General features: G+C 70.0%; 25 protein-coding genes and 1 pseudogene. 11 read left to right on the plus strand and 15 right to left on the minus strand.

Annotated features, from left to right (window positions below; all coding sequences use genetic code 11):
• Positions 1 to 291 precede the first annotated feature (291 nt).
• The 8 genes from rpmH (at position 292) to AB0G11_RS42485 (ending at position 6,072) form a co-directional block, all read left to right on the plus strand.
• Positions 292 to 429, plus strand: a complete 138-nt coding sequence (gene rpmH / locus AB0G11_RS42450; protein ID WP_043614899.1) for a 50S ribosomal protein L34 — start codon at positions 292 to 294, stop codon at positions 427 to 429.
• Positions 430 to 491: 62 nt separating this feature from the next.
• Entirely contained in the window at positions 492 to 854 is a 363-nt protein-coding gene (gene rnpA, locus AB0G11_RS42455; RefSeq protein WP_219504361.1) for a ribonuclease P protein component, read from the plus strand.
• Positions 851 to 1,129, plus strand: coding sequence for a membrane protein insertion efficiency factor YidD (gene yidD / locus AB0G11_RS42460; protein ID WP_219504364.1), 279 nt, complete (start codon positions 851 to 853; stop codon positions 1,127 to 1,129). The genes rnpA and yidD overlap by 4 nt, the downstream gene beginning before the upstream one ends.
• A 4-nt stretch (positions 1,130 to 1,133) precedes the next feature.
• Complete coding sequence (gene yidC, locus AB0G11_RS42465; RefSeq protein ID WP_219504366.1) at positions 1,134 to 2,081, plus strand: membrane protein insertase YidC; 948 nt, start codon at positions 1,134 to 1,136, stop codon at positions 2,079 to 2,081.
• A gap of 20 nt (positions 2,082 to 2,101) precedes the next feature.
• Positions 2,102 to 2,590, plus strand: a complete 489-nt coding sequence (locus tag AB0G11_RS42470) for a R3H domain-containing nucleic acid-binding protein (RefSeq protein ID WP_219504368.1) — start codon at positions 2,102 to 2,104, stop codon at positions 2,588 to 2,590.
• 195 nt (positions 2,591 to 2,785) lie between these two features.
• On the plus strand, positions 2,786 to 3,457 hold the full coding sequence (gene rsmG, locus AB0G11_RS42475; protein ID WP_219504370.1) for a 16S rRNA (guanine(527)-N(7))-methyltransferase RsmG: 672 nt from the start codon (positions 2,786 to 2,788) through the stop codon (positions 3,455 to 3,457).
• Positions 3,458 to 3,594: 137 nt separating this feature from the next.
• Positions 3,595 to 4,515 carry a ParA family protein gene (locus AB0G11_RS42480; protein ID WP_219504372.1) on the plus strand — a complete coding sequence of 307 codons (921 nt, stop codon included), beginning with the start codon at positions 3,595 to 3,597 and terminating at the stop codon, positions 4,513 to 4,515.
• A 594-nt stretch (positions 4,516 to 5,109) separates the two neighbouring features.
• On the plus strand, positions 5,110 to 6,072 hold the full coding sequence (locus AB0G11_RS42485) for a ParB/RepB/Spo0J family partition protein (RefSeq protein ID WP_357592552.1): 963 nt from the start codon (positions 5,110 to 5,112) through the stop codon (positions 6,070 to 6,072).
• Positions 6,073 to 6,593: 521 nt separating this feature from the next.
• Here the strand turns inward: AB0G11_RS42485 and AB0G11_RS42490 are convergent.
• The 3 genes from AB0G11_RS42490 to AB0G11_RS42500 all read right to left on the minus strand — a co-directional run bounded on the left by AB0G11_RS42490 (position 6,594) and on the right by AB0G11_RS42500 (position 10,909).
• The gene (locus tag AB0G11_RS42490; RefSeq protein WP_357592553.1) at positions 6,594 to 7,634 is read right to left on the minus strand and encodes a beta-eliminating lyase-related protein; all 1,041 of its coding nucleotides are present in this window, start codon (positions 7,632 to 7,634) and stop codon (positions 6,594 to 6,596) included.
• Positions 7,635 to 8,514: 880 nt separating this feature from the next.
• Positions 8,515 to 9,471: a D-alanine--D-alanine ligase gene (locus tag AB0G11_RS42495; protein WP_219504378.1), complete on the minus strand. Its 957-nt coding sequence runs from the start codon at positions 9,469 to 9,471 to the stop codon at positions 8,515 to 8,517.
• A gap of 205 nt (positions 9,472 to 9,676) precedes the next feature.
• The gene (locus AB0G11_RS42500) at positions 9,677 to 10,909 is read right to left on the minus strand and encodes a PLP-dependent aminotransferase family protein (RefSeq protein ID WP_246644667.1); all 1,233 of its coding nucleotides are present in this window, start codon (positions 10,907 to 10,909) and stop codon (positions 9,677 to 9,679) included.
• A gap of 266 nt (positions 10,910 to 11,175) precedes the next feature.
• Between AB0G11_RS42500 and AB0G11_RS42505 the strand changes: the two genes are divergently transcribed.
• Complete coding sequence (locus tag AB0G11_RS42505) at positions 11,176 to 11,793, plus strand: GNAT family N-acetyltransferase (RefSeq protein ID WP_219504383.1); 618 nt, start codon at positions 11,176 to 11,178, stop codon at positions 11,791 to 11,793.
• Positions 11,794 to 11,880: 87 nt separating this feature from the next.
• On the opposite strand, the gene trxA is transcribed toward AB0G11_RS42505, so the two are convergent.
• The 9 genes and pseudogenes from trxA to AB0G11_RS42550 form a co-directional block, all read right to left on the minus strand.
• Complete coding sequence (trxA, locus tag AB0G11_RS42510) at positions 11,881 to 12,195, minus strand: thioredoxin (protein ID WP_219504385.1); 315 nt, start codon at positions 12,193 to 12,195, stop codon at positions 11,881 to 11,883.
• Between the two features lie 12 nt (positions 12,196 to 12,207).
• The gene (trxB, locus tag AB0G11_RS42515; protein WP_219504387.1) at positions 12,208 to 13,140 is read right to left on the minus strand and encodes a thioredoxin-disulfide reductase; all 933 of its coding nucleotides are present in this window, start codon (positions 13,138 to 13,140) and stop codon (positions 12,208 to 12,210) included.
• Positions 13,141 to 13,268: 128 nt separating this feature from the next.
• Positions 13,269 to 13,982, minus strand: coding sequence for a hypothetical protein (locus AB0G11_RS42520; protein ID WP_246644567.1), 714 nt, complete (start codon positions 13,980 to 13,982; stop codon positions 13,269 to 13,271).
• Between the two features lie 81 nt (positions 13,983 to 14,063).
• A pseudogene (locus AB0G11_RS42525) lies at positions 14,064 to 14,165 on the minus strand (hypothetical protein); the annotation flags it as partial.
• A complete protein-coding gene (gene sigM, locus AB0G11_RS42530) occupies positions 14,155 to 14,790 on the minus strand; it encodes an RNA polymerase sigma factor SigM (protein WP_219504391.1) in 636 nt (211 codons plus the stop codon). The gene sigM and the pseudogene AB0G11_RS42525, both read right to left, overlap by 11 nt.
• Positions 14,791 to 14,805: 15 nt before the next feature.
• On the minus strand, positions 14,806 to 16,323 hold the full coding sequence (locus AB0G11_RS42535) for a protein kinase family protein (protein WP_357592555.1): 1,518 nt from the start codon (positions 16,321 to 16,323) through the stop codon (positions 14,806 to 14,808).
• A 164-nt stretch (positions 16,324 to 16,487) separates the two neighbouring features.
• Positions 16,488 to 18,092 carry a murein biosynthesis integral membrane protein MurJ gene (gene murJ / locus AB0G11_RS42540; protein WP_357592557.1) on the minus strand — a complete coding sequence of 535 codons (1,605 nt, stop codon included), beginning with the start codon at positions 18,090 to 18,092 and terminating at the stop codon, positions 16,488 to 16,490.
• Entirely contained in the window at positions 18,089 to 20,191 is a 2,103-nt protein-coding gene (locus tag AB0G11_RS42545; RefSeq protein ID WP_219504394.1) for a DUF6049 family protein, read from the minus strand. Before AB0G11_RS42545 ends, murJ begins: the two co-directional genes overlap by 4 nt.
• A gap of 47 nt (positions 20,192 to 20,238) precedes the next feature.
• Positions 20,239 to 20,754 (minus strand): YbaK/EbsC family protein, encoded by a 516-nt coding sequence (locus tag AB0G11_RS42550; RefSeq protein WP_357592559.1) that lies wholly within the window; start codon positions 20,752 to 20,754, stop codon positions 20,239 to 20,241.
• A gap of 147 nt (positions 20,755 to 20,901) precedes the next feature.
• Here AB0G11_RS42550 and AB0G11_RS42555 point away from each other — a divergent pair, with 147 nt between their 5' ends.
• A complete protein-coding gene (locus AB0G11_RS42555) occupies positions 20,902 to 22,299 on the plus strand; it encodes a CCA tRNA nucleotidyltransferase (RefSeq protein ID WP_357592561.1) in 1,398 nt (465 codons plus the stop codon).
• On the opposite strand, the gene AB0G11_RS42560 is transcribed toward AB0G11_RS42555, so the two are convergent.
• Positions 22,289 to 23,575 carry an MFS transporter gene (locus AB0G11_RS42560; protein WP_357592563.1) on the minus strand — a complete coding sequence of 429 codons (1,287 nt, stop codon included), beginning with the start codon at positions 23,573 to 23,575 and terminating at the stop codon, positions 22,289 to 22,291. The genes AB0G11_RS42555 and AB0G11_RS42560 overlap by 11 nt on opposite strands.
• Positions 23,576 to 23,661: 86 nt before the next feature.
• On the opposite strand from AB0G11_RS42560, the gene idi reads away from it, so the two are divergent.
• Positions 23,662 to 24,255 carry an isopentenyl-diphosphate Delta-isomerase gene (gene idi, locus AB0G11_RS42565; protein WP_219504402.1) on the plus strand — a complete coding sequence of 198 codons (594 nt, stop codon included), beginning with the start codon at positions 23,662 to 23,664 and terminating at the stop codon, positions 24,253 to 24,255.
• Between the two features lie 22 nt (positions 24,256 to 24,277).
• On the opposite strand, the gene AB0G11_RS42570 is transcribed toward idi, so the two are convergent.
• Together AB0G11_RS42570 and AB0G11_RS42575 are read right to left on the minus strand one after the other, a co-directional pair.
• The gene (locus tag AB0G11_RS42570; RefSeq protein WP_357592565.1) at positions 24,278 to 25,357 is read right to left on the minus strand and encodes an inositol-3-phosphate synthase; all 1,080 of its coding nucleotides are present in this window, start codon (positions 25,355 to 25,357) and stop codon (positions 24,278 to 24,280) included.
• Between the two features lie 13 nt (positions 25,358 to 25,370).
• Positions 25,371 to 25,955, minus strand: coding sequence for a PadR family transcriptional regulator (locus AB0G11_RS42575; RefSeq protein WP_219504419.1), 585 nt, complete (start codon positions 25,953 to 25,955; stop codon positions 25,371 to 25,373).
• Between the last annotated feature and the right edge of the window lie 75 nt (positions 25,956 to 26,030).

The raw sequence follows: 26,030 nt of genomic DNA on the forward strand, positions 1-26,030 counted from the left end.
CCTGAAGTGGCTCCGAAAGGCCCGACAGTATCTTCGTGCACAGCTGTGTTCAAGACGTTGTCCACAGCCTAGCGGTGCCTGGGTGCACATACTGTGGACGTCCCGGGGGCGGTGGAAAAGTCGCCTGTGGATACGTGGATAACCAGTTCCGGTTTGACCTGGGCCGCTCCGCCCCGTACCGTACGGAGGTCGGTCTGTCGCGCGACGGCTATTTCGCGTGCCTCGCTAACTCGGCAGGCCAGCCATGTGTGTTCAGCGCCTCGTGCGCACCTTCAAGCCTGGAGCCCACTCGTGAGCAAGCGTACTTTCCAGCCGAACAACCGTCGCCGCGCGAAGACCCACGGCTTCCGGCTGCGGATGCGCACCCGGGCCGGTCGCGCCATCCTCGCCGCTCGCCGCCGCAAGGGTCGCGAGAAGCTGTCGGCCTGACCGTCCTGCGCGTGATCGTCCGCCCGCCGGTGCACTCCGCCGGCGGGCGATAGGCGTATACGGTGCTTTCCCGACAGTCCCGCATGCGGCGCGGGGAGGAGTTCAAGGCGGCCATCAAGCGCGGTAAACGCGCGGGCCGCCCCACCCTGGTGGTGCATCTCACCATTTCAGGGGAAGGGACACCTCTGGTGGGTTTTGTAGTGAGCCGGGCCGTCGGAGGCGCGGTCGTCCGCAACAAGGTCAAGCGTCGGCTTCGACACCTGATGCGAGACCGTCTCCACCGGCTTCCGAGAGGTAGCCTGCTTGTGGTACGCGCCAACCCCCCGGCCGCGTCAGCGCGATCCGAGCACCTAGCCGCCGAGCTCGACCTCGCGCTCGACCGTTTGCTCAGGCGGCGCGAGTCCTCGACGGATGGACGGAGATGACGGAGCAACCGCTAGGGACAGCGAGCCTCCCCGCTCGGGTGCTGCTCGTGCCCATTCGGTTCTACCGGGCGTTCATCAGCCCGATGCTCGGTCCACGCTGCCGTTTCTACCCGTCCTGCAGCGCGTACGGGCTCGAGGCGATAGCCGTTCACGGAGCATTGCGCGGCACATGGTTGACTGTCCGGCGCATCGGGCGGTGCCACCCATTCCATCCCGGAGGTATAGACCCGGTGCCCCCACGCCCGGTTCGGTCCCACGAAACGCAAGGGAGATAGCTCGGTGGAGCTGTCCTGGCTGAGCTGGCTCTATGAAGCCGTAGCCTTCGTCATCACCTGGATCCATACGGGTTACAGCACCTTCCTGAACCCGGATAGCGGCCTGACGTGGTTGCTGACCATCGTCACGCTCACCGTGCTCATGCGGATCCTCATCTTCCCGCTCTTCCTCAAGCAGATGCGGTCCTCCAAGAAGATGCAGGAGCTCGCCCCCAAGGTGGCGGAGCTGCGCAAGCGCTACAAGAACGACAAGCAGCGCATGAACCAGGAGGTCATGGCGCTCTACCAGGGCGCCGGGGCCAACCCGCTCGGCGGCTGTCTGCCCATCCTGGCCCAGTTCCCCATCTTCATCTCGATGTTCACCGTGCTGCAGGCCATGGCCAACGGCCGCGCGGTGTACGGGATGTCGCCGGAGCTCGTCGCCAGCGCCCGGGCCGCGCACGTCTTCGGCGCGCCGGTGCCGGCCACCTTCTTCATGTCCGACCAGGACATCATCGCGCTCGACGCCGTGCCGCTCCAGACGAAGATCGTTCTGGGCATCTTCGTGGCCGTCAGCTCGCTGACCACGTTCCTCACCGTCCGGCAGAGCGTCACCCGGTCCATGGCGCAGATGCCCGACAACCCCATGGCGCAGCAGCAGAAGCTGCTCATGTACATCTCGCCGCTGTTCGCTTTCTTCAGCCTGAACTTCCCGCTCGGTCTGATCATGTACTGGGTGACCACCAACGTGTGGACGCTCGGTCAGCAGCACTGGTTCTACAGCCGCAACCCGATGCCCCAGTTCGACGCCAAGGGCAACGTGATCCCGGTCAAGACGAAGCCCAGCCTCATGGCCAAGCTTCGCAAGACTCCCGAAGAGGAGCCCCCTCCTCCGCCTCCTGCGCCTAAGATCGTCAGGAACCAGCCCAGCCGCCAGTCCCGTAGCAAGCGCACCGGCAGCAAGAAGTCGTGATTACGAAGGAGAGGCCGGCCATGACCGAGGCCGAGCAGGAGAAGGCTCCTGACATCAGCGCGCTCGAGCAGGAGGGCGAGATCGCGGCTGACTACGTCGAAGGCCTCCTCGACATCGCCGACATCGACGGTGACATCGACATGGACGTCGAGGGCGACCGGGCGATGGTCTCCGTCGTCGGGCTCAAGGGCACCGAGTTGATCGGCCCCTCCGGTGAGGTGCTGGAAGCGCTCCAGGAGCTGACGCGGCTGGCCGTCCACCGCCAGACGGGGGAGCGGTCCCGCCTGATGCTCGACGTCGGCGGCTACCGCGAGCGGCGCCGGGCCGAGCTCACCAAGCTCGGCACCGAGATGGCCAACCAGGTCAAGGACCGGGGCGAGCCTAAGCCGCTGCAGCCGATGACGCCGTTCGAGCGCAAGATCGTCCATGACGCGGTGGCCGCCGCCGGGCTCCGCAGCGAGTCCGAGGGTGAGGAGCCCAACCGTTACGTGGTGGTCCTGCCCGCCTGACCGGCCCACGACCTGCCCGGCCGCCAGCCGCCTCGTGCGCCTGGCGGCCGTTCGCGTTTCGAACGCCTTTTCGATGCCCATGAGGCGGCGCGCTCCAAGGCTCCGTTCAGGGCATCCCGCTAGTCTTCGACAGTGCGATCTCCCGCCTAGCCTGGGGGGAGCATCCCGAATCCTTACGAAAGGGCCATCACAGCAGTGAGCGACGAGCTGCCGCCCCCGCCGGACATCGCGCGGGACGTCTTCACCGGCGACGCCTGGGACCGGGCGGAGGCGTTCGCGGAGCTGCTGGCCGGCCCCGGCGTCGTACGCGGGCTGCTCGGTCCCCGCGAGATCCCGCGCATCTGGGACCGCCACCTGCTCAACTGCGCCGTCGTCGCCGAGGCCATCCCGCCGGACGTGCGCCTGGTCGACATCGGCTCGGGCGCCGGACTGCCGGGGCTCGTGCTGGCGATCGTCCGGCAGGACATCACGGTCACCCTGCTCGAACCGCTGCTGCGCCGTACCGTCTTCCTCCAGGAATGCGTCGAGACCCTCAAGCTGGACAACGTCGAGGTGCTGCGCGGCCGGGCCGAAGAGCTGGCGGGCAAGCGCGTCTTCGACGTGGCCAGCGCCCGCGCCGTGGCGCCGCTCGACCGGCTCCTGAAGTGGGCCATGCCCCTGCTGCGCGAGGGCGGCGAGCTCATCGCCATGAAGGGGGAGCGCGCCGCCGAAGAACTTGCCGAGGCGGAGCCGCAATTGCGCGCCAGCGGGGCGACAACGGCCGAGCTTGTGACCGTCGGGCACGGTAAGGTCGAGCCGCCTGCAACATTGGTTCGGGTGATAGCGGGTCGCCAGCCGGAGCACAGCAGGCGGCGACGAAGGAGGTGACGGTCGTGCCGGTCGCTCAGAGCGGTCTTGGCTGGCCGGACAGCCGTCTGTCCGAGAGCCCCCGAGGGGTCGGCTGGCCCGGATCGGGCGTTTCGCGACAGCAGATTCCCGGCTCCGATAAGCCACGGGTTGAAAGGATGGCGACCGTGACCAAGACCCCCCTGAACCCAGGTGATTCTCCGTTGGTACGAGAGGCGCTCAACTCAGTGGTTTCACGTGAAACACCTACCGCTCAGCTGCCCACCCAGACGGACACCGGCCAGGACTCGTGGCCCAAACCCGCCAAGTGCCGCGTGATCGCCGTTGCCAACCAGAAGGGTGGTGTCGGCAAGACCACGACGTCCGTCAACATCGCCGCCGCCCTGTCGATGAACGGCGAACGCGTCCTGGTCGTCGACCTCGATCCCCAGGGCAACGCCTCCACCGCCCTGGCCACCGAACATCGTGGCGACATCCCCGACGTCTACCAGGTGCTCGTGGACGACCTGCCCATGGCGGACATCGTCAAGCAGGTCCCCGACATGCCCAACCTCTACTGCGCCCCGGCGACCATCGACCTGGCCGGCGCCGAGATCGAGCTCGTCTCCCTGGTCGCCCGCGAAGCCCGCCTCCGGCGTGCCCTCACCGCCTACGACGCGCTCGACCTCGACTACATCATCATCGACTGCCCGCCGTCGCTCGGCCTCCTCACAGTGAACGCCCTCGTGGCCGCGGACGAGGTCATGATCCCCATCCAGTGCGAGTACTACGCGCTGGAGGGCCTCGGGCAGCTCCTGCGCAACGTCGACCTCATCAAGGCGCACCTCAACCCCACGCTGCGCCTGTCCACGATCGTGCTGACCATGTACGACGGCCGCACCCGGCTGGCCTCGCAGGTGGCGGACGAGGTCCGGGCGCACTTCGGGGACACGGTGCTCAACACGGTCATCCCCCGCAGCGTCCGCCTGTCCGAGGCGCCCAGCTATGGGCAGTCGGTCATGACGTACGACCCGGGCTCCAGCGGTGCGATGGCCTACATGGACGCCGCCCGCGAGATCGCCCACCGCGCCCTGGTCTAACCCCGACCGGGGCTTCCCCATCGAGGACCCCTGCCCCGGTCTCCGCCCTCCGGTTTCCGGTTTCGGCGCTCGGTCTCGGCCCCCGGCCTCCCGCCTCCGGTGCCCGCCGTCTGCCGCTCTCGGCTTGCCGCCCGTTGCACCCGTCGCATGCGTCGCGTTTGTCCGTCCGTCGCGTGCGCCCCGGTCGCCCCTCCCGGTCTCGTCGCCCGCCGCCTGCTGCCTGCCCCGCCGGTCGCCCGCCGCGCTGGACGCGCTGGACGCGCGCTCCCGGGGTCACTCGTCACCCACCCGCCGCAGCCGGCCGCGCCTGTCCCGGTCGCCCGTCCTCCGCGTACCGTCCCGGGCCCCCGTCCTCCCGCACCCGTTTCCGGAGCGAGCCCCGCGTGAGGGTCGAGTGCGCCCTTCCACCGAAACGGGCGGACGGGGACGCTACGTACGGCCGGGGGAGGGGCGCCGGTGCGGTGCTTTGTCTCATTGACGGCATGACGGTGCAAATCCGGTGGGACTGCGTGTGGCGAGGAGACACCCGGTCGGGTGGTCAACGGTAACCTCTCCTGGAGTGAACGGGTTCGGCCGGGTGAATGAGGAGACGCAGTGAGCCAGCAGCGGCGGGGATTGGGCAAGGGGCTCGGAGCGCTCATTCCGACGGGCCCCATTGTCGACGGCACGGGAACGGTTGCCGCCACGAACGGTGCGGCGACCGACGCAGGCCCGAAGCCGGTGGCGGGCGCGTACTTCCACGAGGTGCCCCTGGACGCCATCGTCCCCAACCCGCGCCAGCCCCGTGAGGTCTTCGATGAGGAGCGACTCAAGGAGCTGCAGGCGTCGATCAGCGAGGTCGGCCTCCTGCAGCCGATCGTCGTACGTCCGGTGGGCGGCGGGCAGTACGAGCTGATCATGGGGGAGCGGCGGCTGCGGGCCTGCAAGCTGGCCGGCCTGGAGCAGATCCCCGCCATCGTCCGCAACACGCAGGACGACGACCTCCTGCGTGACGCCCTCATCGAGAACCTTCAGCGCGAACAGCTCAACCCCCTGGAAGAAGCCGCCGCCTACCAGCAGTTGCTGGACGACTTCCAGGCCACCCACGACCAGCTCGCGACAAAGGTCGGCCGCTCCCGTTCACACATCACCAACACGCTGCGCCTGCTCAAGCTCCCGCCGGAAGTTCAGCTGAAGGTGGCCGCCAACACGATCTCCGCCGGCCACGCGCGGGCGCTGCTCGGCCTGGAGAACCCCGAGGACCAGATCCGGCTCGCCACCCGCATCGTCGCTGAGCTGCTCTCCGTACGAGCGGTCGAGGAGATCGTCGCGCTCGGCAGCGCGCAGGCCGCCCCCGAGAAGCCCACTCGCGAGCGCAAAACCGCCAAGCCCACCGCTCCCGGCCTCACCCACCTCGCCGACCGCCTCTCGGACCACTTCGAGACCAAGGTCAAGGTAGACCTGGGTCGTCGCAAGGGGCGCATCGTCGTGGAGTTCGCCACGATCGACGACCTTGAGCGCATCATCGGCACCATGGCCCCCGAAGCCGCCCGCGCCATGCGCGAAGCCGAGAGCTGACCCTGGTAGCCGGTGTTTCACGTGAAACACCGGCAGCCGGCTTCTCGCCGAGGGACGCGGTCACGGTTTCACGTGAAACACGACCGCCGTCTCGCCACCCGCCTCACCGGGGGCTCGGTTTCACGTGAAACATCGCAGCGCACCGATCGTGGCTACCTCGCACGCTTGCCCGCCGTGATCCACGCCCTGCGATCACGATCTACGCCTCGCGGTCACGGCCCTCGCTCTGCGACACGGTCCGCTCTTTGCGACACAGTCCGCTCCTTGCCGTCACGGTCCTCGCTTCCGCCGCCGCGATTCGCGCCCTGTCATACGTCTGCCTAGCGGCGCAATGCCGCCAGGCGTGCTGTGCGACCTAGCTCCGCTTGCGCGTGTGGGCGTTGCATTCCTCCGCAGAGTTGACCCTTGCCTGTAAGTGGCGGGGACCTGAACGCGCCCACCCCCTCCCCCTTAGTTGGGCGGCGGGCTGGTTACACGTGAAACGTGGGGGAGGTGGTTTCACGTGAAACCGTGGAGGCGCGTCAGGAGGCGGCCTTGCGGAGGGCGTCCAGGAAGGCGTCCACGTCGGCGGGGGTGGTGTCGTAGGAAGTCATCCAGCGGGCGATGCCGGTGGACTCGTCCGGCGGGAGGAGCAGGAAGTGCTCCTGGAGGGCGGCGGCGACGGCAGGGGGAACAGTGGCGAAGACGGCGTTGGACTCGACCGGGTACGCCAGCGTGATCTGCGGGATGGAGGCGAGGCCGTCGGCGAGGCGGGCGGCCATGGCGTTGGCGTGGGAGGCGTTCCGGCGCCAGAGGTCGTCCGTGAGGAGAGCGGAGAGCTGGGCGGAGACGAAGCGCATCTTCGACGCCAGCTGGAGGGACTGCCGGCGGAGGTAGGGGACGGCTTCCGCGAGTGTGGGATCGAGGACGATGACCGCTTCCGCCGCCAGGGCGCCGTTCTTGGTGCCGCCGAAGCTGAAGACGTCGATGCCTACGTCCGTGGTGATCGCGGACAGAGAGCAGTCCAGGTAGGCGGCGGCGTTGGCCAGGCGGGCGCCGTCGACGTGGAGGCGCATGCCTGCCGCGTGGGCGGCGTCGGCCAGGGCGGCTAGTTCGGCGGGGGAGTAGCAGGTGCCGAGTTCGGTGACTTGGGAGATGGAGACTACGCGTGGTTGCGGGTCGTGGTGGTTGCCGAGCGTGGAACGGGGGCCGGACAGGTCGTCGGGGCGGAGTTTGCCGTCCGGGGTGGGGATGGTGATGAGCTTCGTGCCGAGGAGGCGTTCTGCGGCGCCGGTTTCGTGGCTGGCGATGTGGGCGGTGGCCGGGCAGACGACCGCGTCGTAGCGGCCGAGCATGAGGGCGAGGCCGACCATGTTGGCGCCCGCGCCGTTGAGGACCGGGAAGCCTTCCGCGCGGGGGCCGAACACGTCCTTGATGTGACGGCCGAAGGCGGCGGTCCAGGCGTCTTCGCCGTACGCGGGGGCGTCGCCGTGGTTGACGGCGGTGATGGCGTCGAGGATGGCGGGGTGCACGCCGGCGTGGTTGTCGCTGGCGAAACTCTTGAGGTAGGTGGGCTCGATCACCCGGCCAGGTTACGCACCGCCGCGTAAGCCACCACGCCGCCGCCCCGGTGCCGGAGGCCCCCGTGGGCTGCGGGTTGCGGAGGGCCCTTACGAAGCTCTGGGTCTCCGGTGCCTGTGAGCCCGCCGCTGTCCCCGGCGCCGGACTTCCCGTGCCGGACTTCCCATGCCGGGCTTCCCGCGCTGGGGCCACCCCCGCGCTGGGCGCCCCCTGACCCGTGAGGTGCACGGGACGGTCGGGTTCTGGGCGCTATAACCCCGCGCCCCGCTATCCCCAGGCCGGGCTGTCCCCGCGCCCGCCGTCCCGGGCTGCGCTATCCCCGGCGCCGTGTGGTCCGGCCCGCGAGGTGCCCGGACAGCGCGGCCCCTGGCCCGTGAGGTGCCCGAGCCGTGAGGCGACTGGCCGTGAGGTGGCTGGCCCGTGAGGTGGTTGGCCCGCTTGGTGGTTGGCCCGTGAGGTGACTGGGCCCGAGGTGGCTGGGACGCGCGGCCCCTTGCCTGCGAGGCGGCTGGGCTGCGAGGCGACTGGGCCGCACCATCCCTGGACCCTGAGGCAGCCGGGGCCCCGCCGTCCCCGGGCCGCGAACACCGGGCCGCGAACACCGGGCCGCGCGGTCGCTGGCCCATGTGGTGGCTGGGCCGTGCGGCGCTGGGTCTACCACGGTCCCCACGTGTTGGGTCGTCGGGTTGTTGCGGTTCTGGGCGCGGGGCAGCTCTGCGGAGTGTCGGCTGGGGACAGCGGGGCGGAGGGAGGGACCGGAGGAGCGGCTGGGGGGATGGTGGGGCTGCCAGGGGCGTGGGCAGCCAGGGGCATGGGACTGCCCGGACGTGAGGCAGCCAGGGGCATGGGGCTGCCCGGGCGTTAGGCGGTGGGCGGGTCCGGTTAGCGGGGGGTGCGGGTGGCGGCGTTTTGGAGGAGGATGCGGCAGAGTTCGCCGAGGTCCTGGCCCGCGGCTTCGGCAGCCATCGGGAGGAGCGAGGTCTCCGTCATGCCGGGGGCCACGTTGACTTCCAGGAAGTGCGGGCGGCCGGCGGCGTCCACGATGAGGTCGGTGCGGGAGATGTCACGCAGGCCGAGCGCCGTGTGGGCGGTCACGGCGGTCTCGGCGCAGGCCGACGCCGCTTCGGAGGAGAGCCGGGCAGGGGCGAAGAACTCGGTGTGCCCGGCGGTGTAGCGGGCGGCGTAGTCGTACACGCCCTCGTCGGGCACGATCTCCACGGCGGGGAGCGCGACGGGGCCGTCACCGAAGTCGACGACCGAGACCGCCACCTCGATGCCCTCGATGTAGCACTCGATGAGCGCCGTGTCGCCGTAGGCGAAGCAGCCGACCATGGCGGCGGGCAGTTCCTCGGCGGTGCGGACGATGGACGCGCCGAGCGCGGAGCCGCCGCGGGCGGGCTTGACGAACAGGGGGAGGCCCAGGTGCTCGACGATGCGGCCCAGGACGGCCGTGGCGCCGAGGTCGTGGAAGGTCTCCTTGGGCAGCGTGACCGAGTCGGGGGTGCGCAGGCCGACGGAGCGTACGACGGCCTTGGCAGTGGGCTTGTCGAAGGCGACGCGGCAGGCGTCGGGGTCGGCGCCGACGTACGGGACGTTGAGGAGTTCCAGGACGGAGCGGATGGCGCCGTCCTCGCCGGCGCCGCCGTGGAGGGTGACGAAGACGGCCTCGGGCGGGTCGGCGAGGATGGACGGGACGAGCGACGCGTCGGTGTCGCGGGCCTCGACGTCGATGCCGGCCGCCCGGAGCACCTCGCTCACGCGGCGGCCCGAGCGCAGGGAGACCTCCCGCTCGTAGGAGAGACCTCCTGCCAGCACCAGCACGTGGCCCAGTTCGCTCATCACTTCTCCTCCGCTGACGGCACGCTGTCCAACCGTACCGGGGTGGGAGGTGAGGGCGGCACGCAGGACAACCGTACAGAGGGGGTGAGGGCGGCACGCCGTTCGACCGTACAGAGGAGGTAAGGGCGGCACGCCGTTCGACCGTACCGGGGACGTGGTGCTTCTAAAGGGAAGGAGGGGAGCCGGTCGGGCTCCCCTCCAGGGGTCAGGCGAGGTCGGGGCCCGGGGTGTCGACGCCGGCGTGGCCGCGGGCGGAGCCGGTGCCGAACGTGTCGCGGAGCTGCATCTCCTGCTCGATCACCCCGGCGAGGCGGCGGACGCCTTCGCGGATGCGGTCGGGCTCCGGGTAGCAGAACGACAGCCGCATGTGGCGCGCCCCGCTCCCGTCGGAGAAGAAACCGGTGCCGGGCACGAACGCCACCCGCTCGGCGACGGCGCGCGGCAGGATGGCCTTGGAGTCGAGGCCCTCCGGCAGCGTCGCCCAGACGAAAAAGCCGCCGGCCGGCCGGGTCCAGGTGACCTCGGGCGGCATGAGCGATTCGAGCGCGCCGAGCATGGCGTCGCGGCGTTCGCGGTAGAGCTCCTTGAACGTCTTGATCTGCTCCTGCCACGGCTGCGTGGCCAGGTACTGGCCGACGGCGAGCTGGGTGAACGAGGAGTGTGACAGCACGGCCGACTCCATCGCCAGCACGAGCTTGTCGCGGATGGCGTGGGGCGCGAGCGCCCAGCCGACGCGGAACCCGGGGGCGAGGGTCTTGGAGAACGAGCCGAGGTAGACGACCCCGTCGGCGTTGTCGGCGCGCAGCGCGCGCATGGGCTCGGCGTCGAAGCCGAGGAGTCCGTACGGGTTGTCCTCGACGATGAGCACGCCGGCCCGCTGGCAGATGTCGAGCACCTGCTGTCGCCGGGCCATGTTGAGCGTGACGCCGCCGGGGTTGTGGAAGGTCGGGATCGTGTAGAGGAACTTGATCGGCGCCCCGGCGGTCTCCAGCGCGTAGATGGTCTGCGCCAGCGATTCGGGCACGATGCCCTGATCGTCCATGGCGATGTGCACGACCTTGGCCTGATAGGCGGCGAACGTACCCAGGGCGCCCACGTACGAGGGGCCTTCGGCCAGCACGACGTCACCCGGGTCGATGAAGATGCGGGTGATCAGGTCGAGGGCCTGCTGGGAGCCCACGGTGACGACGACGTCGTTCGCCCCGGCGTGGATTCCTTCGAGGCGCATGACGTCGCAGATCTGCTCGCGCAGATGCGGGTCGCCCTGGCCGGAGCCGTACTGCAACGCGACCGGGCCGCGCCGCGTGACGAGCTCGGAGACGAGCTCGCCGACCATGTCGAGGGGAAGGGCCGTGACGTACGGCATGCCGCCCGCGAGCGAGACCACCTCGGGCCTCGACGCGACGGCGAAAAGAGCTCGGATCTCGGAGGCGACCATCCCGGTAGCTCGCGCGGCGTACCGATCGACATAGGCGTCGATGCGCGACCCTTGGGTCGCGGGCGTCTGACCGTGATCCTGCTCTGCTGTCACGGCCCACCTCCTAGGTGAGTGCTATCCGAGATACCAGATTACGCCAGCCGGACATGTCGCCCGTGACCGGGCTGGCCGTCGTGGTACCCGCTGGCGTGACCGTCACTGGGCTACGATGCCAGCTGGGGACGCGGTTTTCGCGCGCTTTTCCGGGTCAACGATTGGGGCCGTAGTTGTCGCGTCGGCTGGTCAACATCACCCTGGACAATGTGGAAGATCTCCCTCGCCGCTGCCGCCGGTGCGTTTTCTGGGAGCTGGATCCCATGAGCGGGGAGCGGGCGGTGGAGTCGGGGGACCCTGGCCTGGAGAAGGAGGCCTGGATCTCCGGCACGCTGCTGGAGTGGGGGAGCTGCGGCAAGATCGTCTATGTGGACGGCGTGCCGGCGGGGTTCGTGCTCTACAGCCCGCCGCTCTACACGCCGCGTTCGGTCGCCTTCCCCACGTCGCCGGTGAGCGCCGACGCGGTGCTGCTGATGACGGCGCACATCATCCCGGAGTTCTCGGGCGGCGGGCTGGGCCGGATGCTCATCCAGGGCGTGGCCAAGGATCTGACGAGGCGCGGCGTGAAGGCCATCGAGGCGTTCGGCGATCTGAAGTGGGAAGAGCCTAGTTGCGTGGTTCCGGCGGAATACTTGCTTTCTGTGGGCTTTAAGACCGTTCGTCCGCATTTGCGGTTTCCGCGGCTTCGGCTGGAGCTGAAGACCGCCGTCTCCTGGCGGGAGGACGTCGAGGTGGCCCTGGAACGCCTCCTGGGCTCCATGAGCCCCGAGCGTGCCCTCCGACCCGTCTGACCCGCCACGAGCCCCGCAGAAGGCCGTACAAACGCATGCGAAAGCCCCCTGCGACCGCAGGGGGCTTTCGCATGGAGCGGGAAGGACCTAGATGATGCCCTCGAGCTCGCGCAGCAGCATGGCCTTCGGCTTGGCGCCGATGATCTGCTTGACGAGCTCGCCGCCCTTGTAGACGTTCATCGTCGGGATCTGGAGCACCCCGGCCTCGCGCGGCACGTTGGGGTTCTCGTCGATGTTGAGCTTGACGATCTCGAGCTTGTCACCGTGCTCGTTGGCGATCTCCTGGAGGATGGGCGCCACCTGACGGCACGGGCCGCACCACTCGGCCCAGAAGTCCACCAGCACGGGCTTGTCGCTCTTGAGGACGTCCGCCTCGAACGAGGCGTCGGTTACTGCCTTCACGGATGGGCTCCCTTACTTCTCGTTGTTGGCCAGCCAGCGCTCGGAGTCGAGAGACGCCGAGCAGCCGGTGCCGGCCGCGGTGATCGCCTGGCGATAGATGTGGTCGACGACGTCGCCCGCGGCGAACACGCCGTCGATGTTGGTGGCGGTCGTGGGGGAGGCGACCTTCACGTAGCCGTCCTCGTCGAGGTCGATCTGCCCCTTGACCAGGTCGGTGCGCGGGTCGTGGCCGATGGCCAGGAACAGCGCGTCGGTGGCCAGCTCGGACTCCTCGCCGGTCTTGACGTTGCGCAGCTTGACGGCCTCGACCCGGTTCTCGCCCAGGACGTCGATGACCTCGGTGTCCCAGATGAAGCGGATCTTGTCGTTCGCGAACGCCCGATCCTGCATGATCTTGCTGGCGCGCAGCTCGTCACGGCGGTGCACGACGGTCACCATGCGGCCGAACCGGGTCAGGAACGTGGCCTCCTCCATCGCGGTGTCGCCACCGCCCACGACCACGATGTCCTTGTTGCGGAAGAAGAAGCCGTCGCAGGTGGCACACCAGGAGACGCCCCGGCCGGACAGGCGCTTCTCGTTCTCCAGGCCGAGCTCGCGGTAGCCGGAGCCCATCGCCAGGATGACCGACTTGGCGTAGTAGGTCTTGTCGTACGTCTTGATGACCTTGGGGTTGGCCTCCAGGTCGACCTCGACCACGTCGTCGGCCACGAGCTCGGCGCCGAACCGCTCGGCCTGCTTGCGCAGGTTGTCCATCAGGTCGGGGCCCATGATGCCGTCGGGGAACCCGGGGAAGTTCTCCACGTCGGTGGTGTTCATGAGGGCGCCGCCCGCGGTCACCGAGCCCTCGAAGACCAGCGGGTTCAGCTCGGCGCGTGCGGAGTAGACGGCCGCGGTGTAGCCCGCCGGGCCCGATCCAATGATGATCACGTTACGAACGTCGCTCAACGCTCCCACGCCTTCCTCTTCTGCTGTTGCCAGTCGCGTCAACAGATCCTAGGCCGCAGTGATTCCCGCCCCCCACCCGCAACGCGAAAGAGCCCGCCGAAGCGGGCTCTGACGTGGGAAGAAGGCTGCTACCAGCGGCCCATGGCGGGCTTGCGCAGGTTCTTGCAACTGAACGGGTCGACGACGTCGATGCGGATCCGCTTGGCGGCCTTCGACTTCCTCGACGCCATGACGATGGCTTCCTGGCCGTTGTACTGGCCCTGGTCCACGGCGAAGACGCTGAACTTGGTGCGGCTGGTCAGCTTGCCGACGCACTTGTCGGCCTGCTCGGCCTCGGACGGCCCCTGGATGATCGGGGCCGGTGCGAGGAACTTGCCCAGTGGCAGCGCCAGGTTCTCGTCACTGTAGTTGTGCTGGCTGTCGGTCAGCGCGTATGCCCTGGCCCGTACCGGCACCTCGGTCGGCGTCGTCACCGCGGGGGCGGCCGAGCTGGCCGCGATCACCGATGGAGCGACCGTGCCCCCTCCCGAGGCGAGCAGCCCGGTCGAGACGACCGCCGTGCCCACGACCGCCGCCGCCGCGGCAGCCGCCACGGCCGGCACCGCCCACCGTGGGCGTCGCGCGCTGCGCCGCCTGGCCGGGACGATCGTGCCGTCGTCGGCGACCACCCCCAGCCGCACCGGCTCGGGCGCCGGCTCGTCGGAGGCCGCGACCGCGGTCTTCTCCCAGGGGGAGTCGCGCATGAGCTCGTCCCAGTCGGGCGCCTGCGCGAGGCCGACGCCTCCGCGGGACGACCCGGCCTCGGCGGCCAGCGCCTTGTCGATGCGCAGTGCGACACCCATCGGCATGGCCGGTGTTGGGGTCGCCGCGAGCACCTCTCGAACCGCCGCGAGGTCTGCCAGTAGCTCCCCACAGGGGTCGCAGACCGCGAGATGCTCGCGGACCTGGCGGGCCTGGCCGGCGTCTAGGAGACCCTCGGCCAAATCGGCCAGGGTATCCAGATCGTAGTGCGTATCACCCGTCACGAAGTTCTGCTCCCTTCGCGGATGAGACGCGACTGAGGTCCGATCGGTTCCGCAGATGCGAAAGAATCGGGGCAAGTTTCGCGCGTCCTCTCGCACACCTGCTTTTCACCGTACCGCTGGGCACTTCGAGCACCTGAGCTGCGTCTTCGACGGAGTAGCCCATCATGTCCACCAGGACGAGGGCGGCTCGCTGGTCGGCGGGCAGCAGCTTGAGCGCGGCCGAGACCTCCATGGAGACCTCGCGCTCAAGGGTCTGATCGGGCCCCGGCGTCTCGCGTTCGGCGGCCTCGATGAGCTCGTCGTCGGCCACCGGGCGCACCGACTTGCGGCGCATCCGGTCGAGGCAGGCGTTGACGACGATGCGGTGCAGCCAGGTGGTGACGGCGGCCTCGCCGCGGAACGTGGCGGCCTTGCGGTAGGCGGAGACGAAGGCGTCCTGGACGGCGTCGGCGGCCTCGTCGGGGTCGCCGAGCGTGCGCAGGGCGACCGCCCACATGCGATCACGGTGCCGCTTGACGATCTCGCTGAAGGCGTGTGGATCCCCGTTGATGTGCGCGGTCAGCAGCTCGGCGTCGCTGACCGCGGGCCGATCCGCTGCTGAAGGTGTCTCGGGTGGGGAGTTCACAAGAGGGATTCCTGATTATGCCGATCCTGGAGAATGCACCACTACTTCATAGATGGTGCCATGAAACTTGCCTGCATCCGCCGGAAGACGCGTAAACCAGATCAAAACGTACCGACCGCTTGCGGCCTGATCAGGCTTGAACGTCACCTTTCCGGAGGCGTTCTCCTCGCGGGCGACGGTCTTGAGCGACGACAGGTCGGGACTGTCGCCGACCTTGAGCTCGACCTCGGCCCCCGAGGCGTCGGCCAGCGTAGCGACCACGTCGCTGATCTGCCGGGACTTGCCCAGGTCGAGAAGAAGCCCGACACCGTCCTTGAGATTGCCCAGCTCGGCGTTGTTGTAGTTGTCGGTCTTCCAGAAGGTGCTCGGCTTGCCGTCGATGGTCAGCGCGGCGAGCTCGGCCTTCTCCTCCTTGTCGCCCAGCGGGTCGAAACCGGTCGCCTTCTCCGGCTTGACCGCCTGGACCCGCGCCGACGCGGACGCCTTGGAGCTGGGCGAGGGGTCGGCCTCACGGGTGCCGGGACTGCCCAGGCTCCGGCCTATCGTCCAGGCGCCGACGCCCACCGCCACGATCACCAGCAGCACCACGACCGTCATGAGCACCCGGCCGAGCACGCTGGGGCCCCCGCGCGGGGGCATGGTGCTGTGGACGACCTGCGGGCGCTGCATGGTGGCGGGCCCCTGCTGCCCGGTGTCGGGGCCCTCCGAGCGGGAGGCCGTCGTCACCACCGACGGCGGCGACGAGTCGTACGGGATCGGGATCGGCATGGGCCTGGCCACGCCCGACAGCGACTCGGCGAGCTCCGCCGGGCTGGCGAGCGCGCCCTGGCCCCGGCGCGACTCGGGCAGGCAGGCCCGGACCGTCACCGTGTCGAGATAGCTGGGCACCCCGGCGGTGACCTGGCGCGGGGTGCAGAAGTGCCCGTCGTTCATCGGGGCGGCGGGCAGGCCGCCCTCCTCCTCGTCGCCGGGCCAGTGGCCGGTCAGCCCGGCGTAGAGCAGCCGGCCCAGCCCCTCGGCGTCGTCGAGCGCAGGCTGGTCGGTCGTCAGGCCGGACAGCGCGGCGTCCACTGCCACGCCCAGCACCTTGACCGTGTTGCCGGTGGTCCACACCAGGTGCTCGGGCCGCAGGCACAGGTGGTAGAGGCCGGCCTCGTGGGCGTGGGTCAGCGCCTCGGCCGCCTCGGCGACCAGCCCGGCGGCCCGCTCGGGGTCCAGCGGCCCCCCGGACAGCAGGTCGGCCAGCGTGTCACCGGTGACCCACTCGCTGACCACGTAGGAACGCCCGTCGTCCTCGGCGGCGTCGAACACCTGGGTGAGACGCGGGTCGGTGAGCCGGCTCGCGGCGCGGGCGGCGGTGACCACCTCGTGCACACGCGGGAACTCGGGGGCGAAGGTGAGAACCCCGACAGGACGGGCAAGGATCTCGTCGATGGCCTTCCAGAATGTGGCGCCTTCGGACTCGCTGACCCGGTCCTCAAGTCGGAAGCGCGAGGACAGGCGCGTGCCCGGCTCGACGGCAGATGTGCTCACTGGCTCTCTCCGCTCGGCCGTACAGGCGTGCGCATGACTCGGCTCGCCTGCGTGCTGTCCCACGTAGGCACGCTATGCCGGGTGGATCCGCCCACGCCCCTCCTGCTTCCATTCGCGCGTGTCGGTCACCATGCTAGTGCCAGCGCCTCCGCCGCCCGCGCCCTTTATCGGCGTACCCTCCCCGCGACCATCCCAACGATGGAGCTGACCTCCGGAATCCGCATCCGGTGCGCCACGGCCAGATAGAGCAGCATCCCCAGGCCACCGCCCACGGCGAGAGTGATCACCGAGTTGAGGAAGTCGGGCCTGCCGAAGATCTCCTGCATGCTCCAGACGGCCGCCAGGGCGAGCACGGCGGTGGGCAGCGAGGCCAGGTACATCCTGGTCATCGCCATGCCGACCTGCCAGCCGCCCAGCCCTCCGACCCGGCGGCTGGCCAGGACCCACGCCACGACCGTGCCCAGCGCGTAGGCGACGGCGTAGGCGAAGGCGAGCCCCATGACCGAGTAGGCGGGCGGCAGCAGCGCGTGGAAGAGCAGCATCAGCACCGCGTTGAGCGCCGTCGCGCCGGCTCCGACGAACACGGGAGTACGGGTGTCGCCGAAGCTGTAGAAGACCCGCAGCAGGAGCTGGAAGAGCGAGAACGGCACCAGCGCCAGCCCGTAGACCTGCAGCACGTTGCCGATGTAGACGGCGTTGGCCACCGTGTTGGAGCCGTGGCCGAACAGCGGCACCGTGATCGCCGGCCCGAGCACCATGAGCAGCAGCGACACCGGAACCATGATCGAGCAGACCAGCCGCACGCTCGACCCGAACTCCGAGCGCACCTCGTCGAACCGCCCATCGGCGACGGCCCGGCTCATCCTGGGCAGCATCGCGGTGATCACCGAGACGCCGATGATCCCGTACGGGAGCTGGAAGAGCTGGAACGCCACCGTGTAGGCCGAGATGCCGTGGCTGGGGAAGGCCGCGGCGGCGGAGCTGGCGAGGTTCAGCGTGAGCACGAGCCCGAGCTGGGTGACGATCACGTAGCCGATCGTCCAGATGCCGGCCTTGGCCATCTCGCCGAGCCTGGCGTTGCGCACGTCGAAGCGGGCCACGAAGCGGAAGCCGGCCCGCTTGAGCGCCAGGACCAGGACGGTGGCCTGGGCCACGATGCCGGCGGTGGTGCCGAGGCCGAGCAGGGCCAGCTCGCCGTTGGTGACGTTGCCGACGCCCTTGTCGCCCACGATCACCAGGTAGGCGACCAGCACGCCGATGACGACCAGGTTGTTGACGACCGGCGCCCACATCGGCGCGGCGAACCGGTCGCGGGTGTTGAGGATGGCCCCGGCCACCGCGCCGATGCCGAAGAAGGCGAGCTGCGGCAGGATGAACTGGGCCAGCCGGACCGCGACCTTGTACTCGTCGGAGCGATGGTCCCAGACGGTGTAGAGGTCGATGAGCAGCGGCGCGGCGAGCACGGCGGCCGCCGCGACGACGATGAGCGCGACCGTCGACAGCGTCAGCAGCCGCTGCTCGTAGGCGCGTCCGCCGTCGGGGTCGCTCTGCTGGGCGCGGACGATCATCGGCACCACGACGCTGCTCAGCACGCCGAGCAGCAGCAGGTCGAGGATGCTGTAGGGGATCGCGTAGGCGGTGTTGTAGGCGTCGCCCAGGAGCGAGGTGCCGATCGCGGTGGTCAGCACGACGGTCCGGATGAATCCGGTGGCCCTCGACACCATCGTGCCCGCGGCCATGATGGCGCTGGCACGGAGCATGCGGCTCATCGGCTCTCACTTTCGCGTGACTTGGCGGCCCGCGCCGTGCGCCGCTCGGATCGGCGCCTGAGCACCCGGGTCGCCACCGCGGCCAGCATGACCGTCAGCGCGGCCCCCACGATGACCAGCGCGATCCCGGTGTAGCCGGTGGTGCGCACGATCAGCTTGACCGGCTCCCCGTAGGGGGTGCCGTCGGCGGTCAGCAGCCGGACGGTCACCGTGGCGTCGCCGCCGCCCCCCGAGGTGTTGACGGTCATCGGCACCTGCACGGTGCCGCTCTGGTCGGCGCCGATCGTGAGCGGCTCGCGGTGCTTGACCTGAAGCAGCTCGCGGTCGTTGGAGGTGACCTCGACGAACAGGGAGATCTGGGCGGTCAGAGAGTTCTTCACGCTGATGGGCACCACGCCGTCGCGCCCGGCCAGCGTGCGCGGCCGGTCGGGGCCGGCGCCGGTGATCTCGACCTTGTCGATGCGCTTCTCGACCTCGGCGCTCACGTCCTTGACGACGGCGCGGCCGGTCTTCTGGCGGCCCCGCCAGGCCGAGGAGGTGAGCCGGAGCACGGCGGCGTCGAAGTCGGAGCCGGCGCTCGCGGTGACGAGCCCGGTGACCCTCGCCTGGTCGGCGACCTCCTTGATGGCGGCCAGGTATTTGGCGCCGAGCTCCTGCTTGCGGTCCTGCTGGGTGTAGGTGAGGCCGGCGCGGGGCACCTGGGTGCGGGTGGCCTTGATCGAGTCGAGCGGGGCGAGCGACAGCCAGGGCAGCTTGCCCGCGGTCCTGAGCAGGGTGGTGACGAGCGTCGGGCTGGGGTTCCAGCGCCGGGACGGGGCCACGACCAGCGACCTGGGCTGTGTCTGGCCGGGCTCGGCGGAGATCGTCGCGGTCTCGGCGACCAGGCGCTGCTTGCTCAGCACCGTCGAGCCGCCGGCGTCCGGCTCGAAGACGCGGCTCAGCTCGGCGTCGGCGGTCAGCGCGGTGACCGGCCCCATGACGCTGTAGAGGGTGCTCGCCGCGTCGGGCGTGACCGGCACGGCGGCCTGGGGCGGCAGGTTGGCGGCGTCGAGCAGGACCCGGTCGATCCGGGCCACGTTCGGCTCGCCTACGGCCAGCAGGTCGAGCGCGTCGGCGTCGAGCCGGCCGTTGGCCGGCCAGTAGGTGGACGTCTTCACGTCGCGCTTGACGAGCCGGGCGGCCTCCTTGGCGCCCAGCGCCAGCGCCCGCCCGGTGAGGTCGTCGAGGCCCTGATGGGCCAGCGCCGTCACGTCGGGATCCGCGTACGGGGTCGCGATGACGGGGTTGTCGGCCAGCGCGGCGCGCATGGAGGTCAGCCAGGCGGCTGCGGCCGGGTCGGCGGCCCGCTCCTGGGACTCGCCCTTGACCCGGAACTTCCTGGTCATCGCGTCGGCGTCGGCGAACAGCGCGGGGTCGACGACCCAGGTGACGGACGCGGGCGCGGCCTCGGCGATGCGCGCCAGGTCGGACAGCCGGCCCTTCTCGGTCATCGAGGCGGTCAGCTTGTCGTCGACGAACGTGCCGTCGTCGGCCCGGTGCGGCTGGTCGACGACCGGCAGGACCACGGACAGCCGGTTGCGCACGGGCTTGGCCGGGGTCGGCGGCGCGTAGGTGAGGAACGTGCGCTGCGAGGCGAGCTGCACGGTGTCCCACTGCACGACCTCGACGGCCAGCGGGTAGGCGCCGAACTGCGTGAGCTGGAACTGGGCGGGCGTCATCGTCAGCTCGAACGTCTGCGAGGCGTTGGCGGCCAGCTCCGGGATGACCATGCTGGACTGCGAGGAGACGTTGGGCGGCTGGGTCAGCGTCGTCTGGTCGGCCTGGTAGGCGCTCATGCTCGCGCGGTCGGTGAAGCGCTGGCTGGAGTAGCGGACGCGCACCCGCAGCCCGGGCAGCGCGGTGCCGCCGGCGTTGTGCACCCGCCCGGTGACCTTGATCTCGGTGGCCCGCTCGGTGGCGTAGTCGGGCGTGATGGAGGTCAGGGTCAGCTCGACCCCCTGCCTGCTCGAGATCGCGGCAGCCGCGCCGGGCGCCACCGCCACCGAGGGGGCGAGCAGCGCGGCGGAGAGCACGGCGAGCAGCGCGGCCTTACGGATCACGCGTCTGCCCGAGCTGGATTACGACGCACGCCCGCAATGGTACGGGCTCAGTGCCGCGGCGCGACCGCCTCCAGGGCTCCGCGGCCCCGTAGATCCACGGTCTTGCCCGCCACGAGCGCGAGCAGGTCCAGCGCGCGCATGGTGAGAGCGGTGTGGCGGTCCCCGGTCGCCGTGTGGACGGGTTCGGTGTCGGCGTCCAGCCGGTCGTCGACGAGCACCGGCAGGTCCTCGGGCAGCAGCAGCGGGCTGACCAGCCCGGCCGCGTAGTCGGTCGCCGCGTTGACGAGGTGCGCCGGGGCGGGACGCACGTTGCGGACGCCGAGCAGGCCCCCCACCGCGCCGGAGGGCGGCGGCGTGGCGACCGTGGAGACGACGGCCACGACGAACTCGCGCCCGACCCGCGGGGCGACCTCGAACACCGTGACCGCCACGCACCGTTCAGGCGCGGCCGGGATCGCGCCGGGTAGTTCCTCCGCGCGAGTCATGGGGCGCGGAAGGCGTACGATCTCATGGTGGACCTGGTGTGTGAGGAGCCAGCGGTGGATCGCGAGGGCGTCCTTCATAAGACCTCCTTGCCTCGTTCCATGGCGCCGTCGGTCCCCTGACCGAAGGTAACCCGGACCCGATGTGGCTCGGGGGATATGTTCCGGAATCCGAAGGACCTACTGAGTTTGTCCGAGTCAACTCTGACCGAAAGCCAGCAGCGCGCCATGGGCGATCTGTTCCGCAAGATCGCGCCCGTGGCCGACGAGCTCGGCCGCCTGTTCGCGGCCAAGGGCCACGAGCTCGCCCTCGTCGGCGGGCCCGTGCGCGACCTGCTGCTGGGCCGCATCGGCAACGACCTCGACCTGACCACCGACGCCCACCCCGAGCGCGTGCTGGAGATCGTGCGCGACTGGGCCGACTCGGTGTGGACGATCGGCATCGACTTCGGCACCGTCGGGGTCCGCAAGGGCGACAAGCTCCTGGAGATCACCACTTACCGGAGCGAGTCGTACGACCCCAAGTCCCGTAAGCCGGACGTCATGTACGGCGAGACGCTGGAAGCCGACCTGGAGCGCCGCGACTTCGCCGTCAACGCGATGGCGGTGCGGCTGCCTGGACACGAGTTCGCCGACCCCTACGGCGGCCTGGCCGACCTGCGCGCCAAGGTGCTGCGCACGCCGGGCACGCCCGAGCAGTCGTTCGGCGACGACCCGCTGCGGATGCTGCGCGCCGCCAGGTTCGCCTCGCAGCTCGGGTTCCGGGTCGACGAGGCCGCGGTCGCGGCGATGACCGCGATGGCCGAGCGGATCGAGATCGTCTCGGCCGAGCGCATCCGCGACGAGCTCGACAAGCTGATCTGCGGCCGCTACCCGCGCGAGGGCCTGCGCCTGCTCGTCGAGACCGGGCTGGCCGCCCACGTGCTGCCCGAGCTGCCCAAGCTGCGGCTGGAGATCGACGAGCACCACCGGCACAAGGACGTCTACGAGCACACGCTGACCGTGCTCGACCAGGCCATCGCCCAGGAGGAGGACGGCAAGCCCGACCGCATCCTGCGCTGGGCCGCGCTCATGCACGACGTGGGCAAGCCCAAGACCCGCCGCCACGAGCCCGGCGGCCGCGTCTCCTTCCACCACCACGAGGTGGTCGGCGCGCAGATGACGAAGAAGCGGATGGCGGAGCTGCGCTTCCCCAAGGACGTGGTGTCCGACGTGTCGCGGCTGGTCGAGCTGCACCTGCGCTTCCACGGCTACGGCACCGGCGAGTGGACCGACAGCGCGGTGCGCCGCTACGTGCGCGACGGGGGTCACCTGCTCTCCAGGCTGCACAAGCTGACCAGGGCCGACTGCACCACGCGCAACAAGCGCAAGGCCGCCGCCCTGTCGCGCACCTACGACCAGCTCGAGGAGCGCATCGAGCGGCTGGCCGAGGAGGAGGAGCTGGCCAAGATCCGTCCCGAGCTCGACGGCAACGAGATCCAGCGGGTGCTCGGCGTCGGGCCGGGCCCGGTGGTGGGCCAGGCCTACAAGTTCCTGCTGGAGCTGCGCCTGGACAAGGGCGTGATCGGCGCCGAGGCGGCCACCGAGGCGCTGCTGGAGTGGGCGCGCGACAACGTCACGGGGTGACCGGCTGGCGCGGCCGGGTGATCGCCCGGTAGGCCAGCGCGCTCAGCAGGTAGCCGGCCACGATGATGGCCACGGCGAGATAGGACTTGCCGTTGGCCGGCAGGATGGCCGCCGACAGCGCCGCCGCCAGCACGTACATGCCGTTGAAGAGCATGTCGTAGACGGAGAAGGCGCGGCCTAGGTAGACGTCCTCGACGTCGCGCTGCACGGTCGTGTCGGCGCAGATCTTGACGCTCTGGCCGGCGATGCCGAGCACGAACCCGGCCACCGGCAGCCCCCATTCCTGGAACGGGATGACCAGCACGCCTGCCAGCACCCCGGCCGTGACCAGCGCGATCGGCACCCAGCGGGTGATCGTGAACCGCTCGGTGGCGTACGGGGTGATGATCACGGCGAGGAAGTAGCCGACGCCGGAGGTGGCCACGACCAGGCTGGCGCCGCTCAGCGCCGCGTCGGGGTCGCCGTCGGTGAAGTAGTAGCGGTAGAGGATGATGCCGAGCGCTGTCGCGATGCCGTAGAAGAACCGGTGCGCGGCCATCGCGCCCATCGTGGCGGCGGCCGTGCGGTGGCTGAGCAGGTGCCTGGCGCCGTCGGCAAGCCCGGCGACCACGTTGCGCAGCGCCTCGCGCGTCTGCGGACGCCCGGGGTCGTGGGCGGGGCCGAGCAGCGAGCGCTCCATCGTGCGCGCGACCAGCGCGCTGAGCACGGACACCACGCCGGACGTGGTCAGCAGCAGCGCCACCCCGAGGTCGCCGCCGCCGAACAGCCCGCGCAGCAGGAACCCGGCGCCCACGCCGACGAACGTCAGCACGGTGCCGGAGGTCGGCGTGACCGCGTTGGCGGCCATCAGCCGGTCCTGCGGCACCACGTGCGGCAGCGAGGCGCCCAGCGCCGCCAGGAAGAACCGGTTGACGCCCAGCACGGCCAGCGCCGCCGCGTAGAACACCGGATCGGGCACGTCGGCCGCCACCAGCGCGGCGGCGCCGCCCAGCAGCACACCGCGCACGATCGGCGCGATCATCAGGATCTGCCGCCGCGACCAGCGGTCGATGAACACCCCGACGAACGGCCCCAGCACGCTGTAGGGCAGCAGGAGCACCGCCAGGCCCGCCGCGACGCCCAGGGCGGTGGTCTGGTTTTCGGGGCTGAAGAAGGCGAATCCGAGAACGCCGAACTGGAAGATCCCGTCGGAGAACTGGGAGACCAGCCGCGTGCCGAACAGCCGTCTGTAATCCCGCCCCTGGAGAACGACGCGGAGATCGGCGACGAAAGACACGGCCTCAGCCTAGCCCGCGAAGAGGTTGGCACAGCAGGTTCGCATTCCGGTCCTGCCGCTGCTCATGATCACGTACGCTTCATAGCGTGACGACTGTGGAACACGTGGTACTCGTTGACGGCTCCGGCCACGCGCTCGGCACCGCCCCCAAGCTCTCGGTGCACACCGAGCACACTCCGCTGCACCTGGCCTTCTCCAGCTACGTCTTCGACCGGGAGGGCCGGGTGATGCTCAGCCGTCGGGCCTCGCACAAGCTGACCTGGCCCGGCGTGTGGACCAACAGCTGCTGCGGCCACCCGATGCCCGGCGAGCCGCTCGACCACGCCGTGCTCCGCAGGCTGTCGTTCGAGCTCGGCCTCAAGGTCGAGCGCGCCGACCTGGTGCTGCCCCGCTTCTCCTACCGGGCGGTCATGGACAACGGGGTCGTCGAGCACGAGCTGTGCCCGGTCTACCGGGTGGTGGCCGACAACGCCGAGTCGCCCAATCCGGACGAGGTGGACGAGACGCGGTGGATGCCGTGGCCGGTGTTCGCCGACGGCGTGCTCAACGGCCTGCTCGCGATCTCGCCGTGGTGCCGCGAGCAGGTGCCGCTCCTGGCCGCGCTCGGCCCCGACCCGCTGGCTTGGCCGGCCGCGCCGGACGACGAGCTGCCACCGGCAGCCCGCGTCCGGCTCGACTGAGCTTCGGCCCTGACCCGGAGGGTCAGCGCTCGACCTCGCCGCGGATGAACTTCTCCACGTAGTCGCGGGCCTGGTCGTCGGAGTACTGCTCCGGCGGCGACTTCATGAAGTACGAGGACGCGCTGAGGATCGGGCCGCCGATGCCGCGGTCGAGCGCGATCTTGGCGGCGCGGACGGCGTCGATGATGATGCCGGCGGAGTTGGGGGAGTCCCACACCTCCAGCTTGTACTCCAGGTTGAGCGGGGTGTCGCCGAACGAGCGGCCCTCGAGGCGCACGTAGGCGAGCTTGCGGTCGTCGAGCCACGGCACGTGGTCCGACGGGCCGATGTGCACGTCGGCCTTGGCCATCTCGTGCGGGATCTGCGAGGTGACCGCCTGCGTCTTGGAGATCTTCTTCGACTGGAGGCGCTTGCGCTCCAGCATGTTCATGAAGTCCATGTTGCCGCCGACGTTGAGCTGGTAGGTGCGCAGCAGCTCGACGCCGCGGTCCTCGAACAGCTTGGCCATCACGCGGTGCGTGATGGTGGCGCCGACCTGCGACTTGATGTCGTCGCCGACGATCGGCACGCCCGCCTCGGTGAACTTCTCGGCCCACTCGGGGTCGGAGGCGATGAAGACCGGCAGCGCGTTGACGAAGGCGACCTTGGCGTCGATCGCGCACTGCGCGTAGAAGCGGTCGGCCTCCTCGGAGCCCACCGGCAGGTAGGACACCAGCACGTCGACCTGGGCGTCACGCAGCGCCTGGACGATGTCGACCGGGGCCTCGTCGGACTCCTCGATGATCTCGCGGTAGTACTCGCCCAGGCCGTCGAAGGTGTGGCCGCGCTGGACGGTCACCCCGGACGGCGGCACGTCCGTGATCTTGATGGTGTTGTTCTCGCTGGCGACGATCGCCTCGGACAGGTCGCGGCCGACCTTCTTGGCGTCGACGTCGAACGCGGCGACGAACTCGACGTCGCCCACGTGGTAGTCGCCGAACTTGACGTGCATCAGGCCCGGCACCCGTGTGGCCGGGTCCGCGTCCTTGTAATAGTGAACGCCCTGGACCAGCGACGCCGCGCAGTTGCCGACACCGACAATGGCCACGCGAACCGAACCCATCGCACTCGCTCCCTTACTCATCACTTGACGTGGTATCCCTCTCAGGCCTCTCGGAGGCCCGTCTCTCCGTTGCGATCAGCTCGTTGAGCCAGCGCACCTCCCGCTCGACCGACTCCAGCCCGTGCCGTTGCAGCTCGAGCGTGTAGCTGTCGAGCCGTTCGCGGGTGCGTGCCAGAGCGGTGCGGACGCTGTCGAGTCGCTCTTCGAGCCGGCTACGGCGGCCTTCGAGAATGCGCAGGCGCACTTCGGCCTCGGTGTGCCGGAAGAACGCGAAATGGACGCCGAAGCTCTCGTCCTCCCATGCCGAGGGGCCGGCCTGGGTGAGCATGTCCTGCAGGCGTTCCTTGCCCTCCGCGGTCAGCTTGTAGACGATCTTCGACCGGCCGCCCACGATCGTCGAGGGAGCGGGCTGCTCCTCGGCGATGAGTCCTTGCGCCAGCAGGGAACGCAGGCAGGGGTAGAGCGAACCGTAGGAGAACGCGCGGAACATCCCGAGCAGAGCGTTGAGCCGTTTGCGCAGCTCATAGCCGTGTAGCGGCGTCTCGTGCAGCGACCCGAGCACGGCGAGTTCCAGCACCCTGCCTTGTCCGGCGGCCACGGGAATCGCCCCCTCTCGCGTCGATGTATCGAGCCGATACATCCCGAGGATACGTCGCTCCGCTATATGCCCGCA

This window comes from Nonomuraea sp. NPDC023979, assembly GCF_040639085.1.
Lineage (GTDB): Bacteria > Actinomycetota > Actinomycetes > Streptosporangiales > Streptosporangiaceae > Nonomuraea > Nonomuraea ceibae.